General features: G+C 68.9%; 15 protein-coding genes. 7 read left to right on the forward strand and 8 right to left on the reverse strand.

Annotated features, from left to right (window positions below; genetic code table 11):
* Positions 1 to 299 precede the first annotated feature (299 nt).
* Positions 300 to 1304 (forward strand): MarR family transcriptional regulator, encoded by a 1005-nt coding sequence (locus ACFYTT_RS28885; RefSeq protein ID WP_387263917.1) that lies wholly within the window; start codon positions 300 to 302, stop codon positions 1302 to 1304.
* A complete protein-coding gene (locus tag ACFYTT_RS28890) occupies positions 1292 to 2104 on the forward strand; it encodes a hypothetical protein (RefSeq protein ID WP_387263920.1) in 813 nt (270 codons plus the stop codon). Before ACFYTT_RS28885 ends, ACFYTT_RS28890 begins: the two co-directional genes overlap by 13 nt.
* A 104-nt stretch (positions 2105 to 2208) precedes the next feature.
* Here the strand turns inward: ACFYTT_RS28890 and ACFYTT_RS28895 are convergent, their stop codons facing one another.
* Both ACFYTT_RS28895 and ACFYTT_RS28900 read right to left on the reverse strand, forming a co-directional pair.
* Positions 2209 to 5277: a DUF3427 domain-containing protein gene (locus tag ACFYTT_RS28895; RefSeq protein WP_387263922.1), complete on the reverse strand. Its 3069-nt coding sequence runs from the start codon at positions 5275 to 5277 to the stop codon at positions 2209 to 2211.
* Entirely contained in the window at positions 5274 to 5792 is a 519-nt protein-coding gene (locus ACFYTT_RS28900; protein ID WP_387263924.1) for a macro domain-containing protein, read from the reverse strand. The genes ACFYTT_RS28895 and ACFYTT_RS28900 overlap by 4 nt, the downstream gene beginning before the upstream one ends.
* 89 nt (positions 5793 to 5881) lie before the next feature.
* Between ACFYTT_RS28900 and ACFYTT_RS28905 the strand changes: the two genes are divergently transcribed.
* Positions 5882 to 6808 carry a hypothetical protein gene (locus ACFYTT_RS28905; RefSeq protein ID WP_387263926.1) on the forward strand — a complete coding sequence of 309 codons (927 nt, stop codon included), beginning with the start codon at positions 5882 to 5884 and terminating at the stop codon, positions 6806 to 6808.
* Between the two features lie 42 nt (positions 6809 to 6850).
* On the opposite strand, the gene ACFYTT_RS28910 is transcribed toward ACFYTT_RS28905, so the two are convergent.
* The 4 genes from ACFYTT_RS28910 to ACFYTT_RS28925 all read right to left on the reverse strand — a co-directional run bounded on the left by ACFYTT_RS28910 (position 6851) and on the right by ACFYTT_RS28925 (position 9480).
* Positions 6851 to 7330: a flavoprotein gene (locus tag ACFYTT_RS28910; protein ID WP_387263927.1), complete on the reverse strand. Its 480-nt coding sequence runs from the start codon at positions 7328 to 7330 to the stop codon at positions 6851 to 6853.
* An 11-nt stretch (positions 7331 to 7341) separates the two neighbouring features.
* Positions 7342 to 7791 carry a hypothetical protein gene (locus ACFYTT_RS28915; RefSeq protein ID WP_387263930.1) on the reverse strand — a complete coding sequence of 150 codons (450 nt, stop codon included), beginning with the start codon at positions 7789 to 7791 and terminating at the stop codon, positions 7342 to 7344.
* 73 nt (positions 7792 to 7864) lie between these two features.
* A complete protein-coding gene (locus ACFYTT_RS28920) occupies positions 7865 to 8671 on the reverse strand; it encodes an inositol monophosphatase family protein (protein WP_387263933.1) in 807 nt (268 codons plus the stop codon).
* Positions 8668 to 9480 carry a DUF5919 domain-containing protein gene (locus tag ACFYTT_RS28925; protein WP_387263935.1) on the reverse strand — a complete coding sequence of 271 codons (813 nt, stop codon included), beginning with the start codon at positions 9478 to 9480 and terminating at the stop codon, positions 8668 to 8670. The genes ACFYTT_RS28920 and ACFYTT_RS28925 overlap by 4 nt, the downstream gene beginning before the upstream one ends.
* Positions 9481 to 9752: 272 nt before the next feature.
* Between ACFYTT_RS28925 and ACFYTT_RS28930 the strand changes: the two genes are divergently transcribed.
* The 3 genes from ACFYTT_RS28930 (at position 9753) to ACFYTT_RS28940 (ending at position 11963) form a co-directional block, all read left to right on the forward strand.
* Positions 9753 to 10073, forward strand: coding sequence for a DivIVA domain-containing protein (locus tag ACFYTT_RS28930; RefSeq protein WP_387263938.1), 321 nt, complete (start codon positions 9753 to 9755; stop codon positions 10071 to 10073).
* Complete coding sequence (locus tag ACFYTT_RS28935) at positions 10070 to 11341, forward strand: FAD-binding oxidoreductase (RefSeq protein WP_387263940.1); 1272 nt, start codon at positions 10070 to 10072, stop codon at positions 11339 to 11341. Before ACFYTT_RS28930 ends, ACFYTT_RS28935 begins: the two co-directional genes overlap by 4 nt.
* 253 nt (positions 11342 to 11594) lie before the next feature.
* The gene (locus ACFYTT_RS28940; protein WP_254876736.1) at positions 11595 to 11963 is read left to right on the forward strand and encodes a globin; all 369 of its coding nucleotides are present in this window, start codon (positions 11595 to 11597) and stop codon (positions 11961 to 11963) included.
* Between the two features lie 45 nt (positions 11964 to 12008).
* Here ACFYTT_RS28940 and ACFYTT_RS28945 read toward each other — a convergent pair whose 3' ends face one another.
* Both ACFYTT_RS28945 and ACFYTT_RS28950 read right to left on the reverse strand, forming a co-directional pair.
* Positions 12009 to 13028, reverse strand: coding sequence for a hypothetical protein (locus ACFYTT_RS28945; protein WP_387263943.1), 1020 nt, complete (start codon positions 13026 to 13028; stop codon positions 12009 to 12011).
* A complete protein-coding gene (locus ACFYTT_RS28950; RefSeq protein WP_176092821.1) occupies positions 13025 to 13375 on the reverse strand; it encodes a PadR family transcriptional regulator in 351 nt (116 codons plus the stop codon). Before ACFYTT_RS28950 ends, ACFYTT_RS28945 begins: the two co-directional genes overlap by 4 nt.
* A 279-nt stretch (positions 13376 to 13654) precedes the next feature.
* On the opposite strand from ACFYTT_RS28950, the gene ACFYTT_RS28955 reads away from it, so the two are divergent.
* The gene (locus tag ACFYTT_RS28955) at positions 13655 to 15265 is read left to right on the forward strand and encodes a DHA2 family efflux MFS transporter permease subunit (RefSeq protein ID WP_131053106.1); all 1611 of its coding nucleotides are present in this window, start codon (positions 13655 to 13657) and stop codon (positions 15263 to 15265) included.
* The last annotated feature ends 121 nt before the right edge of the window (positions 15266 to 15386 follow it).

Here is a 15386-nt window from a genome sequence, read left to right on the forward strand (position 1 = left end):
GGCGGCGGGCGGCGGGCTGGGGCGGTGGGTGGGGCGGCGTGCGGGTGGGGGCGCAGGATCGTGGCAGTGCAGCTGCTGTGCGCGCGGCGTGTCGAGCAGCTGCACTGCCACGCTCTTCGCGGCAGGTGTTCGTGTTGATCAGGCGGTGGCAGGTTGGTGGTCGCCCGCACCTTCGACTTCGGCCCGGTGTGCCGCACTGGAGCCCACGACTCGCCGCCGTGCGCGGCGGCGAGTCGTGCTCGATGCGGCTGAGGGTACGGCGACGAGGGGGTATAAGTTTTATCTAAGGGGGTTGGGTAATGCTTATATCGGAGTCTGTCTGGCGCGCCCTTACTGAAGCGGGTGTTTCGCTCGTGCCGACCGGTGCCGACCGCGCCGAGCTGCGCTACGGAAAAGCCCGTGCCACGCTGACCGTCATCGCGTCCCCGACCCCACTGACCCCGAGCACCGTTGCCGCCTCAATCAGCCGCCATTCGAACCCGTGCCTGGTCATCGTTCCAGCGGCGACGGTAGCGGTGCGGCAAGCAATCGCGGCGGCGGGCTGGTCATGGCTGGTCGATACCGGACAGCAGGTGACAGGTGTGCTGTGCCTCGATGGGGAACGAGTCGCGCTGCGGCCCCCCGTCGAGACGACCAAGCGGTCCACCACGCGCGGTCGAGTGCCATGGGGCACCTTCACCCTGGTCCGCCGGCTGATCCAACATCCATACGTCACTCAGCGGGAGTTGGCCGCCATCGTCGGAATCTCCCAACCCCGGGTCTCCCAGGCGCTGGCTTCGCTGGCCGACCAAGACCTTGTACACCGCTCGTCGCGTGGCTGGATCGTGCGGGACGTTGACGAGGCGATCCGGTGGTGGTTGTCGACCTATCCCGGGCCGGGTGGCATCAGCACCTATTGGTTTGGCTTGGGGCCCGTGGTCGAGCAGGCCCGGACCGTCATCGAGGAGTTTGCCGCGACTGCCGATGCGACTCACGTTGTGGTCTCGGGTGATGTCGCGGCCGACATCATCGCCCCTTGGCATGCCCCGACCCGTGCCATTCTCTATGCGCATACCGGGTTGGAACTGGCGGCCGCAGGCTTCGTTCCTGCCGGCGAGGAAGAGGCGACGCTCGAACTCATCGTGCCGAGAGACCTGGGTCTGTGGCCGCCGTCCGGCAAGACGCCGCCAGGCATTCCGCTCGTCGATCCGCTTCAGATCCTCTGGGACCTAGGAAGATCGCCTGGTCCGGACAGCGACGAGGCCGCTCAACGCGTCTGGGATGTGCTCCGTCGCGGGTACCATGAGCGGAGGTGCGCGGCATGAACGGGCCGGCCCCAGCGGAGCAACGTACCGTCTCGCTTGTCTCCACCAGCCGAGCAGCAGACGCCGGATTCCTTACCCTTGCGGATCTGGCGGACATCACCACGGCCCTGGACCTGGATCACCGCATCGTTGGCGGTCACATGGTCACCCTCCTCGTCGCACTGCATGGCGTCGCTGAGCAGGTGCCCCTGCGTGAGACGGCGGACGCCGACTTCGCCGCCCTGCCGACCGTCATCGCAGACCCCCGCCTACCGGCCGCGCTCGTCGCGCGGGGTTACGCATCGCGGGAGGCGGCTATCCGGTTCGCCCGCGAGGTCGAAGATCCGCAGGGGCTTCTTACGCTGGTGGTCGACATCCTTGCGCCGTCCTATCAGAACTCGTTGGTGCCCAACCAGCGGCACGGCGATCTGGTGGTCGACGAGGTGCCGGGCCTCGTGCTCGCTCTGCATCGACCTGCCGAGTCACTCACGGCCCACGTCCAGCTCACCAACGGTAGGGGTCTGAGCCTGCGTGTCGTGCTCCCGGATGTGACGTCTGCGCTCTGCCTGAAGGCGCTCGCCTACCGTGTACGATTTGCGGCGAAGGACGCCGTTGACCTGTGGCGTCTCATCAACGCTGCTTACGCCGCCGGGCTGCGGGTCGCAGACTGGCCGGGCAGCGTTACCGGGCGCCAAGCCGCCGCTGTCCTTCACCGCTTCTTCGGTGCACCTGGAGCGGCTGGTCTCAAGCAGGCATCTCCCAGGGTGGGGGACCGAACTCGGCTGCGGGCATTGCTGCGAGAGGTGGTGCCCGTCTGGTAGCTACTCGGTCGGCGATAGTGCGGGCGGCGGCGTGGAGCGTGGCAGTGCAGGCGGCGTGGGCGCGGCGTGTCGAACAGTTGCACCGCCATGCTCTTCAGGATCGATCAGGCGGCGATGGTGCGGGCGGCGGCGTACACGTCGGCGGGAAGCGGACGGTCCAGTTGCCACAGGATGCGCATCGGCCGGTCGCCGGTGTGCTGCTGGTAGGTCATCGGCCCGGCGTACAGGTAGGCAGGTGCACCCAGCTCGCGGTCCGGAACCCGGGTCTCCCGCACGAACAGGTGCACCGTGGAGCCGCGTGCGGCGTGGTGGACGTAGCGCTGCCCGGTCGGTGAGGCGGACGAGGTGGTGCTCTGCGACTCCCCCTGGAACAGCGACTCGGTGACGGCCCGGTCGGCGTACATGGTGGTGGGGGAGTAGTGCTGCGCCGACTTGATCAGTGTGACGAAGAAGAGGTCGGCCTGGGCGTCCGGAAGCCACTTCACGCCTTCGCGCAGCGAGCCCGGGTTCGGCATGCCGAACGCGGCGCACGCCTCGTTGCGGCTGTATCGGGCGTGTACCCGCAGCGGTAGCCCGTCGACCGACGCGGTGACCCGGTGGATGCGTTCGCGCAGGACCTCGGCGACCTGGCGTAGCTCGGCGCAGCGCGTCGGCTCGGACCAGAGGCGGGACAGCCGTTCCTCGCGCTCGGTCAGCGGGGCGTTCGGCCCCCAGAGGTCGAAGTGCAGCATGTCCCAGAGCCGTCCGGCCTCGGGTCGCTCACCGGCGGCGACCCGGGCCAACAGGTCGAGCCGGTCCGGATCGTCCAGGTGCAGCATCCGCCCGATCGCCCGGCCCAGCTCGCGGTCGTCCGGCCCGCCCGACGAGGTCTCCAGCCCGGCGAGCCGTCGCAGCCCGGTCCACCCGCCGATGCTCGCCGACCGGTAGACGTCTTCGATTTCCACGCCGGCCTCGTGCAGGAACTCGGCCAAGCACACGTCCCCGAGCTGCCGCAGCTCGGCCAGCAGGCCGGGTTTCGACGTGGGGAGTGCCGAGCGCAGGTTGCGCAGCACGATGTCCTTGGCCACCCGGTCGAGCTGGATGTGGCAGCCGCTCGGCAGAGACGGGAAGTCGTCGCGTACCGCTTCGGTGATGGCGCGGCGGCTGACCCCGGTCAGCGCCCGCCAGCGCAGGTCGAAGCGGAAGTTGGCGTGTTGCCCGCCGATGAAGTCGAGCACGGTCAGGCAGGGCTTGTCGTCGTCCAGCCGCAGCCCACGGCCGAGCTGCTGGAGGAAGATCGTGGCGCTCTCGGTGGGCCGCAGCATCAGGATCGTGTCGACCATCGGCAGGTCGACCCCCTCGTTGAAGAGGTCGACGGTGAACAGCACCCTGACCGCGCCATCCCGCAGGCTCTTGATCAGAGCCTGCCGCTCGGCGGGACTGGTCCGGGAGGTCACCGCCGCCGACGGCACGCCGTGCCGACTGCACCAGTCCGCCATGAACTCGGCGTGCCCGATGCTGACGCAGAACCCCAGCGCCCGCATCCGCGCGACGTCCACGGTGTCGCGTACCGCCCGCAACACCATCCGCGCCCGCGCGTGGTTGCCGGTGTAGACGCCGTCCAACTCCGTCGGGTCGTACCCCTGCCCGCGCTTCCACCCCAACTGCGACAGGTCCACATCGTCGTGCAGGCCGAAATACTGGAACGGCGCCAGCAACTGCCGCTCCAGCGCCTCCCACAGATGCAGCTCCACGGCGGCGCGGCCATCGAACCACCGCCGCACGTCGCCGCCGTCACTGCGGTCGGGCGTCGCCGTCAATCCCAGGAGTACGCGCGGACGCAGCCGCTCCAACAACCGGGCGTACGTCGGCGCCTCCGCGTGATGGAACTCGTCGACGATCACCATGTCGTACGCCTCGGGGTCGATCTCCCGCCGGTGCAGCGACTGGATGGAGGCGAAGACGTACCGCCAGTTCTGCGGCTCCCGCCCCCCGACGAGCGTCTCGCCGAAGCTGCCGTCCCCCATGACCTGCCGGAACGTCGCCACACTCTGTCGCAGGATCTGCTCCTGATGCGCGACGAAGAGCAGCGAGTCGACGGCCTTCTCCCGGTGCAGCCGGCGGTAGTCGAGCGCCGCGACCACAGTCTTGCCCGTGCCGGTGGCCATCACCACCAGGTTCCGCCAGCGACCATGGACCTTGCGCTCGGCGTCCAGGTCGGCCAGGACCTCCGACTGGTACGGGTACGGCCGCACGTCCAGATTGGCGATCTCGGTCGGCGCCTCGTCGCGACGCTCCCCGCGCAGCGCGGTGCGAAGCCGGTCCGCATCCTGGCCCGGGTCGTAGTCCTCGAACGCGGGGTCGTGCCAGTAGTCCTCGAACGTCGCGGTGAACGTGTCGATGACGTACGGCTGCTCGACGTTCGAGATCCGGACGTTCCACTCCACGCCGTCCATCAACGCGGTCCTCGACAGATTCGAGGAGCCGACGTACGCGGTGGTCATGCGGTTGTGGCGACGGAACAGCCACGCCTTCGCATGCAGGCGGGTCGTCCGGGTCTCGTAGGACACCTTGATCTCGGCACCCAGCTCGGCGAGCCGGTCCAGGGCACGCTGGTCGGTCGCGCCGAGATACGTCGTGGTGATCACCCGCAGTCGACCGCCACGGCCGATCAGCTCACGGATCGCCCCCTGCACCTGGAGCAGACCGTGCCACTTGATGAACGCGCAGAGCAGGTCCACCTGCACTGCCGAGGCCATCTCGTGGGTGACCTCGTGGCCGATACGCGGCTGGTGCCGACCGTTGACCAGCAGCGCGCCGGTGGAGAGCGGAGTGGTGGGCCGCTGCGGAAAGGCGGGCGCGGCCGGCGGGGTCGGCGGCGCGGCGATGGCGTGCAGCAGATGCTTCGCGTCGGTGACCTGGTCGTCGACGGTGGCTGCCTGCGGGCTGAGGGTGGCGATGGCGTCCGCGATGCGGTTCGCCAACTCGACCTGCCGGTGAAGCTTGTCGTCACCACCGCCGACGGCGTGCAGGGCGCGGTGCGTCAGGGTGGCGATGTGGCGGGCCAGGGCATCCGGGGCGTCAGCCGGGTCGAGCTTCCCGTGCTGGATCAGTGCAGGATCGACGCGTCGGAGCCGGTCGGCGAGTTCACGGGTGACGACGTGCTCGTAGACGCCCCGCTCAAGGTCAGTCACCCGGTGATCCTGCCAATTCTCGGGGCTGTTGTCTCTCGCTCTCCATCCGGTGTCTCTCGCTCTCCATCCGGCACGAAGAGCACCACTCGCACGTCGGGCAGCTCGGCGAAGGCTCGCTCGATGGCCGGGTGGACCTCGGCCCAGGCAAGTCCGCCGTGGCCGCAGCCCAGCGCGGGCAACGCGATCGAGGTGATCTGCCGTTCGCGCACCACGCGAACGAGGTCAGCGAGGCCCGCGAGGATGTCGGACAGCTTCGAGTCGGCGCGCCAGTGGCCCTTGGTGGGGAAGTTGATCACGTATCTGCGGGGGCCGGGACGGGCCGCATCGTGAACGAACATCCGACCCAGGTGGACCTCGTTCTTCGCGCATGCCGCTCGGTAGGCGGCGTAGTTGGCCGAGTAGGCGCGCTTGAACTGGAGAGCGATGCCCTTGCCCATCACTCCGACCGTGTTCACGGCGTTGACCAGCGCGTCGACGTCGGCGTTCAGCAGGTCCCCACGACTCAAGGTGATCATCAACCCCACCTCCTCCCGCCTCGAACCCGTTGTACCAGCAGGGCCCGACATGAACGTTCGGCCGGAAGCGAGGTCGTGGTGCCCACCGCGTGTCGTTGATCCCGGGCGTCTATTGGACAGACCTGGGCTCTCAACTTCACCGCAAGGTCACGCTCGATCCTGGATCGAGGGGTCATCGTCGCCCTCGGATACCACTCGATCCAGGATCGAGCGTGACCTTTACTATGCCGCACCACCGCCACCACTGGCACGACCTCCCCGGCTCGCTGCGTCGAGAGGTCGAGCGGCATACCGGCGGGACCGTTCAGGCCGAGATCGTGTCGGACGGGGCCTCCTGTGAACTCGCCGTCACGCTCGAGACTCCCTCAGGGCGGGTGTTCTGCAAGGGTGGGCAGGCCGACGGCCGGACTGCGTGGCTCTATCGCAGGGAAGCCCGGATCAACCGATGGCTTCCCGACGTCGTACCCCGCCTCCGCTGGACCGTCGAGCGCGACGGCTGGCTTCTGCTCGGCTTCGAGCACGTGCCCGGCCGCTACCCGAGGCTGGATCCCGGCTCCCCGGATCTGGATGCCGTCGCCGACCTGTTGGCCACCCTCGCTCGCGAGCTGACGCCCTGCCCGCCGGTCGAGGTGCAGCCGTTCACCACACGGTGGCACGGGCTCATCGCCCCGGAACTGGTCGACGGGGACACCCTGCTGCACACCGACATGACACCTCGGAACTTCCTGTTCGGCGATCGGCTCCGGTTGGTCGACTGGTCCGCCCCCTGTCGCGGCGCGGCCTGGATCGACACCGCGTTCATGCTGGTCCGCCTCATCCGTGCCGGGCACAGTCCGGCGAACGCCGAGGCGTGGGCCCGACAGACCCCGGCCTGGGCGCAGGCGTCCGACGACGCTGTCACGAGCTTCGCCAGCGGACTGGTGCGTCTGTGGGAGCAACGGCAGCGCTCACGTTCTGCACCTCATCGCGGCCCGCTGCTCGCTGCGGCACGGGCTTGGTCGGCCTTCCGAGATTAAGGGGTCGGCCAGCGGATGCCGAATAGCCACTCCACTGCCTTGCTATAGCGTGGCATTGAGCATTTCGGTAACTGTTCCCCAGCCCGACTCGGCGTTGAGGGGTGCCGCTGCGACGCCTGCATCACGGAGTAGCTGCAGGTGCCGGTCGTAGCTCGGGTGGGCGGCCAGTTGAGGCTTTACGGTGGGAAAGGCGTGGACGGGGATGCCGGCACCGAGTGCTTCATTGAGAATGCCGAGTGCGAGAGTGTCATTGATGCCTTGAGCCCATTTGTTGATCACGTTGAAGGTAGCAGGTGCGACCGCCACAGCCGTAGCTGGCGGATGCGGCTCCGGCTCGCCGGGCTTTCGCCATTCCGCCCGTACCGGGTAGCCGGTCTGCTCCGCAAGCGCCTCCCGGTCGATCCAGGTCGCAGCGGTCGGTGTAGCGGTAAGGCACACCGTCCAGCCGTCTCCCTGCAACAGGCCAATCAGCTCACCGATTCGCAATACCGGAGGTGCCGCACATACGACCAGTGCCAACACCCTTTGACTGTTCATGCCGCAAGACTCGCCTCGACCGCGACCGGCGGGGATCCGCGGTGCGCGGTCACCGCGGCCCTTGCGCGTCTGCGCTGAACGTGCTGCCAAGCGCCTTGGTAAGCACGATGAACTCTGGCGTTTTCCCAACCAGGTCGCAGCCGGGCCTCCTGCGTCCAGCCCCACGAGTCGTAGCCGCGTCGGGTGATCGCATTGTCAGGACGGACGAGCAAGGTGGCACGCTCCTCGATATGGCTCCCGAGTAACCGGTCATGGAGTGTTTGCGCGACACCCTGACGCCGCGCGTTGGCCCGAACCAGCAGCTCGCTGATCGCGAAGGTCCGTCGGTCGTCCTCGTCGGTGAAACCCTCGCCGGCGTGCACCTCCAGGTAGACCCGCACGAGTGTGTCTGTGAGTTGCTCGGCCCGTCGGTGCCGCAGGTCTGCAGCGTGCAGATTAGCGATCATCGTGTCACCTGTTTGTCATAGGCATGAACTGGCACACGGCTAAGGCCAGCATCATTGTTCGTCCATCCCCACGTCAGCGTGCATTCGTCCCAAGGGAACTGGCCTTTTCATACGCCGCCAAGATGGAGCCAGTGAGTTCCGGTGTGACGGCAAGCGTCGTTGTGGAGGTGATGTCGTGGCGGGCACCATTTCCGTCGATGACGGTGGCTCCCGCCTCTCTGGCGATGATTACCCCGGCCGCCATGTCCCAGGGATGGTTGGACAAGGTCAGAGCGGCGTCGAGCCTGCCCTCGGCGAGCCATGCCAGGTCGAGCGCCGCGCTGCCGGTCATCCGGATGCGCTGCACTTCGGCTGCCAACTGGCCAGTCAAGGCGAGTCGTAATCGATTTCTCGCCTCCGCGTCGGGCCCAACCGCATAGTCCCCAATAGCCACAAGTGCTTGACTCATGCGGCTGGTGCTGCTGACAGTGATCGGCTGTCCGTTGGCGTGCGCCCCGTCTCCCTTGGCGGCGGTGTAGGTCGTACCAAGAAACGGAAGTTCGATGACGCCTATTACTGCTTCGTCGCCGTGCACGAGCGCGAGCGACACCGCGCACAGCGGCAGGCCACGCACGAAGTTCGACGTGCCGTCGATGGGATCGAGAACCCACCGCTTGCTTGTCGAACCGCTAGGTCCTTCCTCTTCGCCGAGGAATCCGATCTCGGGCGTCTCTGCTTTCAGTAAGTCTCGTAGGTCGCGTTCGATCGCATAGTCCAGGTCGGAGACAACATCCCGGTCACCCTTGCTGGCGAGCGCTCCAGGAGTCTGCCGTTGCATCGCATCTGCCGCCCGCCGCGTAGCCTCGACTGCGAGTGGCAAATAGTCAGAATAATCGCTCACAGATCACGCCTGCCCTGCCACTGCAACACGAAGACCTGTTCAAACACGGGGTACAGTCCTGCCCCCGGCTGTCCCTGGCGCATCACGAAGGCGGGGGAGTCGATGCCCCGGTTGCCTCCGAGATAGGGCTGGGCCACGCACACGTCATCCACCAGGATGATGTTGAATCGGAGTGTCTCGTCGTACGTCGCCAGTTCCAGCCTCTCTCGCCGCGTGACGGGAAGGCGGTCGCGGACCCGAAGTAGGGTTTCGATGTTCAGCTTGGTCAGTGCCGAGAGTTGGCCGGGAGGGAATCCTTCCTCCCGTTCACGCGACTGGATCGACGTGCCGTCCGGGTCCAGGAACAGGCAGCGGACGTGCGCGTCCTGCCTCAGAAGTTCCTGCCAACGCCGGTCGGCGTATTCCTGGCAGAGCATGTTGAGCGAGAGGCCGACCGCCCGCACGACCTGTGCACCCTCGAACAGTTGGTCCGCCGGCATGGCCGCCGTCAGGTCACACCGACTTTGATAGACCGCCGTCAGGCCACCCAACTCATCGGTAGTAGCAGAGAATGCCACGCTCCTTTGCTCTCCTCGGGCGGCATTGAGAGCAACGTCGAAACGGTGCCGCACGTCCTCGGCAGAGGTGTCGAGAACAGTGTCGAGCGCTGCCTGCATCTCGGGTCGCGGATGGACCGACTGTCCGGCTTCCCACTTGGACACAGTCCGCTCGGCTACGCCCAGGTAGGCAGAGAAATCCTTGATGCTCAATCGGAGCGCCTGACGTAGTGCTCGTGTCTCCAGCCCGGTCCACCGTTGCACCGTGGTCATCGTGCCGCCTTCTGTTCGCGTCGGCATCAGTTGAAGTGCAGCCTATCGGCAGCAGGTGCATTGCAGTTACCGCCAAGGTGCAGTCCGTAGTCATGTCCGTGTCGAGGTCTTCTGGCCAGGCTGGGCGCAGGGCCCGGGGCGGGTGCTGGGCTCCGGTGGCGTCGACCCGAACGACGCGTACCGACCCCGCCCGCCTCGGTGCCGCACCACATGAGCGAAACGAGCGTGCTGAGGCCGCCGTACGTGACCGCCGAGCAGGAGGTAGCGCAGCGATGATCTACGTGACCGGGGAACGCCTCCAGTCGCACCACGTCCGGGCCGTCGACTTCGGTCGTCGTTGGCGGGGGCTGGATCCGGCCCAGGTGTACGACTACCTCGACCGGGTGGCCGACGAACTGGATCGCCTGCAACGGCAGCTCGTCACGGCGAACACCGAGGCCGAGCGGGTCCGGCAGGCGTTGCGGCAGTGGCAGTCCCGGCAGACCGAGAGCTGGCAAGGCGAGAACTGGCAAAGCGAGAACCGGCAAAGCGGGAGTCGGCGGACCGGGAACCGGCCGGCATGGCACGTACACCCGGTGGGGGAGCGCCGGTGACCGAGGCGGCGGCACGGGCGGCGGTCGCCCGGTGGCTGCGGCTGGTGCAGGCGGATACGGAGCTGTCCGCGTACCTCATCGGGGTCGATCTGGACCGGCTCGCCGCGCACCTGATCCGGCAGCTCGTGGGCGGCGGGCCGGTGTTGGAGGGGTGGCCGGGGCTGCCGGAGGCACCGCGGCGGCGGGCCGGTGACTACCTGGCGGGAGCGCTCGCGACCGGCGGCCCTGCGGTGATGGACGAGGTCGCCGCCGAGTTCCGGGCCAGTCTGGCGGGGCACTGCCCGCTACCGGCATCGGAGCTGGCGCTCGTCGTCGCCGCCCTGGCCCGGCTGGTCGGCGGCGGCGGTGGCCGGGCCGAGCGGTGGGCGCTGCTGGCGGTACTCGGCCGGGTCCACCACCGGCATCGGCTGCGTCCCGAGCACGGTCCGCTGATCGGCGCCGCCCTGGCGACGGTGGCTCCGCGCCTCTCTCCGCCGCCGGTCGACGTCGGCTGGGAGCACCGGTGGCGGCGGGCCTGGGCGCTCGTCGTGCGCGCCGCCGGGCGGATGGGCGACGGGTCGGCGTTCTGGTCGGCCGAGGTGACCGGCCGTGACCTGTCCGCCGAGGGCATCGCCATTCTGACGGTACGCCCGTGGCACCCGCTGCCGTTCCGGCCCGGCCAGGCGGTGCCGCTCTGCCTGCCGCAACACCCGGGCCGGTGGCGCTGGTACTGTCCGGCCAACGCCCCACGCCCCGACGGCACCGTCGAGCTGCACGTCCGCGCGGTGGCCGCCGGGACCGTCTCCCGCAGCCTCGTCCACGAGGTACGCCCCGGCGACCCGCTCCACCTCGGCCCACCCGTCGATGTCGGCCTCAGCCTGCCCACTGTCTCGCCGTCGGTTCCTCGCCGGGACCTGCTGCTGGTGGCCGGTGGCACCGGGCTGGCCCCGCTGCGCGCCCTGGTCGAACAGGTCGCCGCCGCACCGGGCGGCCGGCGGGTGACCCTGATCGTCGGCGTACGTACCGTCGCCGACCTGTATGACGCGATTGCCTTGGACAAGCTTGACCAGGCGCACCCCTGGCTGACCGTCGTGCCGGTCTTCTCCCACGACCCGCCCGCGGTGCCGGAGGAGAACGGTGACGCCCTCACCGTGGCCTTGGGTCACCTCCGTTCCGATCAGGAGGTGTACGTCTGCGGGCCACCCGCGATGCTGGCCGGCTCCCGATTGCAGCTGCTCGCTGCGGCGGTGCCTGCTGAGCGGATCCACCTACCCGGTCTGGTCGGCTAGGACCTCGGGAGGTCGAATGCGGCTGCTGTCGAGCTGAGCCGCGTAGGGCCATCGATGCTTGTCAGCCAGCGGATAGGCGTTCAGCCCACTGCCCTGACGGGTGTCGCCTGTGCTGGTTCCGGCGATCCGTTGACGCCGTCAGCTCGACAGGGCCCGCATCCGACACGGCCGCCCTGGGCCCGCACCGCATCCTGTGCCCGCCGCCTGGCCGGGGCACGACGGGTGAACTGATCCACCAGAATGGTCCGTACTGATGGTCATGCGGACGACGGAGTTGGTGGCCTGCACGCGCAACGCGATCGACTGGCTCGGGCCGGCCGGGGTACGTGGGGTGGTGCACCGCTGGATGCGTCTGGTGGCGGCCGACGCGGAACTGGCGCCGTACCTGCTGGGGATCGACCGGCGGCGGCTCGCCACCCATCTCGCGGCTCAGCTCACTCCGGCCCTGGGTGGTCCGGGTCGGGCGATCGGGTCGGTCGGCGGGGTGTGGCTGCGGCTGGGGTTGACCACGGAGCAGCACTGGCGGGTGCTCGACTACCTGGCGGCGGTGCTGTGGCGACTCGACCTGCCGACGGACGCGATCATCGGTGTGCAACGCGCCGTGCGCGCGGAGCGCGGGTAGGGCGACGCCCTCTCGCTGCAGGTGACGAGAGGGCATCGGGCCAGGTCAGCCGCGCTTGCGCAGGCGTAGGGCCAGCCGGACGGCGACACCGAGGCCGACCACGGCGCAGGGCAGGGCGACGCCGTACGCGGCCCAGAGGTGCCCCTCGTCGGTCCAGTTGAAGAAGGCGGCGATGCCGAGGTGGACGGCGACCAGGGTGGCGACCAGTTCCGCCCAGGTGGTGCGCCAGAAGGGTACGCGTCGCTGCGGCTCGTGCTCGGCGAGGTCGCGGGCGTACTCCTCGACCGGGCCGAACTCGACGGTCGGGGTGCCACCGGTGGCGCTGAGGTGGTCGTGGGCCTCGCGGGCCAGGTCGGCGGCGCGGTCGGGCGGGAGGTCGTAGCGGCCGACCAGCAGGCCCGACAGGCTGCGGTACCAGGCGTCGGGGTCGTCGTCGGGTGCGGTGCGCGGGGTGGGCGGCACGTAGTCGACCGGCTGCTTCGGCGGGGCCGGCCGTCGGGTCATCAGCCAGAGCAGCAGCAGTGCGACCACGACGATGCCGAGCACCGGGATGCGGGCGGCCGGCTCCTCGGGCAGGAGTACGAAGCTCGTCGCGCCCAGCCCGACGAAGAGGCCGACCACCGCGAACGACCAGGTGGCCAGTTGTGGGCGCCCGGCGGCGCGCAGGGCGTTGGGGAGGGCGCAGGCGGTGAAGGCCAGGCAGACCATGATCAGACCGGCCAGCCTGGCGGGTGTGGTGGTGAAGGTGAGGGTGCGTTCCAGGATCGCGTAGAAGATCGTGGCGCTCAGGCCGAAGACGACCAAGGTGAAGACCGAGCCGGTCAGGTAGTCGGCCGAGAGCATGCCGTTGCGGTCCACCTTCTCCCGCAGGTGTGCCGGCTGTTCGGCCGCCGCGGTCAGGGCGAACTCCTCCGGGTCGCCGAAGGCGTCGTACGGGCTCTCGCCGCTGAGCTCGCAGTGGGTACGGACGTCCGCGATGATCGGGTTCGCCAGGTGGTAGCCGACGCCCTGGTCGCTGAGGGCCAGCCGGGTCGGCAACTCCCAACGCTCGAACGGCTCCGTCATCTCGTGTCCTCTCCGGTTGCGGTCAGGAGCCGGTCGAACGCCGACGTGAACTCGCCCCAGCGGGCGCGCTCCTCCGCCAGCCGTTGCCGGCCTGCCGTGGTGATCGAGTAGGCCTTGCGTCCGGGGCCGCGTTCGCCGGGCAGCCAGTCGGAGCGCACCGCCCCGTCGGCCTCCAGCCGGCCCAGCACCGGATAGAGCGCGCCACCGCGTACGGCGCCGAGGCCGTGGTCGGCCAGTCGCTGCGCCAGGGCGTAGCCGTGCCGTTCGCCCTCGGTGAGAACGGCCAGGATGGCCAGCCCCAGGCTCGCGCGGAGCCAACCTGTCGCCGGGTCGACCGTGGCACTCATCGCTCGTAACACCGCCTTCCGACTAGTCGCTTCGGGAGGGTATTCCGTCCGCTCGACTAGTTCTATCTTAGAGTAGTCGCGTCCGGCAAGTAGTCGCGGGATCGGGTGGTGACGAGGAACACCGGTCTGCCGGCCGCTAAACGGGCGGCGGAGTGTCGGCGGCGGGAGCTAATGTGCGCTGCGGGCATCGCCCCCTCCGCACGTCGGGCCGGTCTTCCGCCGGCACCGCGTCGGCCACCACCGCTCGTCCTACGGTCAGATCCGACAACAGGAGACTTCGTGGCACAGCAATCTGTCGCGGCACCGCAACCTGTCCCGACATCGGACAAACTCGACGCTGCGGTGCTCAAGGTGGCCGGCGTCGTCGTGCTCGGTGCGATCATGTCGATCCTCGACGTGACGGTGGTCAGCGTCGCGCTGCCGACCTTCCAGAGTGAGTTCGACGCCTCGTACGCCCGCGTCGCGTGGACGATGACCGGCTACACGCTGGCGTTGGCCACGGTCATCCCGCTCAGCGGGTGGGCGGCCGACCGGTTCGGCACCAAACGCCTCTACATGATCGCGTTGGCGCTGTTCACCATCGGGTCCGGCCTCTGCGCCACGGCCGACACCATCGGGCAGCTGATCGGGTACCGGGTGCTCCAGGGGCTCGGTGGCGGCATGCTCATGCCGATCGGCATGGCGATCATGACGCGGGCGGCCGGCCCGAATCGGATCGGCCGGTTGATGGCCGTGCTCGGTATCCCGATGCTGCTCGGCCCGATCAGCGGCCCGATCCTCGGCGGCTGGCTGATCGACGTGGCGAGCTGGCACTGGATCTTCCTGATCAACCTGCCGATCGGTGTGGTCGCGCTGATCTACGCCCAGATGGCGCTGCCGAAGGACGCCGCGCAGCCCTCGCAGTCGTTCGACTTCGTCGGCATGCTGATGCTCTCGCCGGGTCTGGCCCTGTTCCTCTACGGCGTCTCCACGCTGCCCGAGACCGGCACGTTCGCCGAGCCGGAGGTCTGGGGCCCGATGCTGGTCGGCGCCGTCCTGGTGGTGGCGTTCGTGTTCTACTCCTTCAAGCCCGAACACCCGCTGCTCGACCTGCGGCTGTTCCGCAACCGCCGGTTGACCGTCGCGGCGGTGACCATGTTCGTCTTCATCATCGCGTTCATGGGCGCCGGGCTGCTCTTTCCCAGCTACTTCCTCCAGGTGCGCGGCGAGTCGACGCTGCACGCCGGTCTGCTGATGGCGCCGCAGGGCCTCGGCGCCATGGTCACCATGCCCATCGCCGGCATGCTCGCCGACAAGGTGCCGGTCGGCCGGACGGTGCCGTTCGCGCTGGTGCTGATCCTCGCCGGGTTCTTCACCTTCACCCAGCTCGACGCGGACACCTCGTACGTGCTGCTCTGCGGCTCGCTGTTCGTGATGGGCCTGGGCATGGGCGGCACGATGATGCCGATCATGACCTCGGCGTTGAAGACGCTGACCGGGCACGAGGTCGCCCGAGGGTCGACGCTGGTGAACATCCTCCAGCAGATCGGCGGTTCGGTCGGCGCGGCGGTGATGTCGGTGATCCTCACCAACGAGTTCAACAAGTCCCAGCCGATCCCCGGCCTGACCGGCCCCAACGGCGAGCCGGTCACCGAGGCCGGGTTGGCCGTCGCCGCCCAGCAGCGGCCGGAACTCGCCGAACAATTGCCCGATCCGTCGATCATCGAGCGTGGTCTCGACTTCGCCGCCAACTCCTTCGCGACCACGTTCTGGGTCGCGTTCGCCCTGGTGGCGGCGACGTTCATCCCGGCCGCGTTCCTGCCCCGGCGGCGGGAACGGTCGCACCTGCTGGACGACCAGCCCGGTGAGCAGCCCGGCGAGGCGCCCCGCGCCCCGGTCATCGTGCACTGAACGCACCAGGTCACCGCTGACGATTCGAGACCACTGGCGCGGAGCGCGGCCACCCGATTCGGGATGGCCGCGCTCCGCGTCCGCGCCGCGCTCCGCGTCCGCGCCGCGCTCCGCGTCCGCG

The organism is Micromonospora sp. NPDC003816 (assembly GCF_042874705.1).
Classification (GTDB): Bacteria; Actinomycetota; Actinomycetes; order Mycobacteriales; family Micromonosporaceae; genus Micromonospora.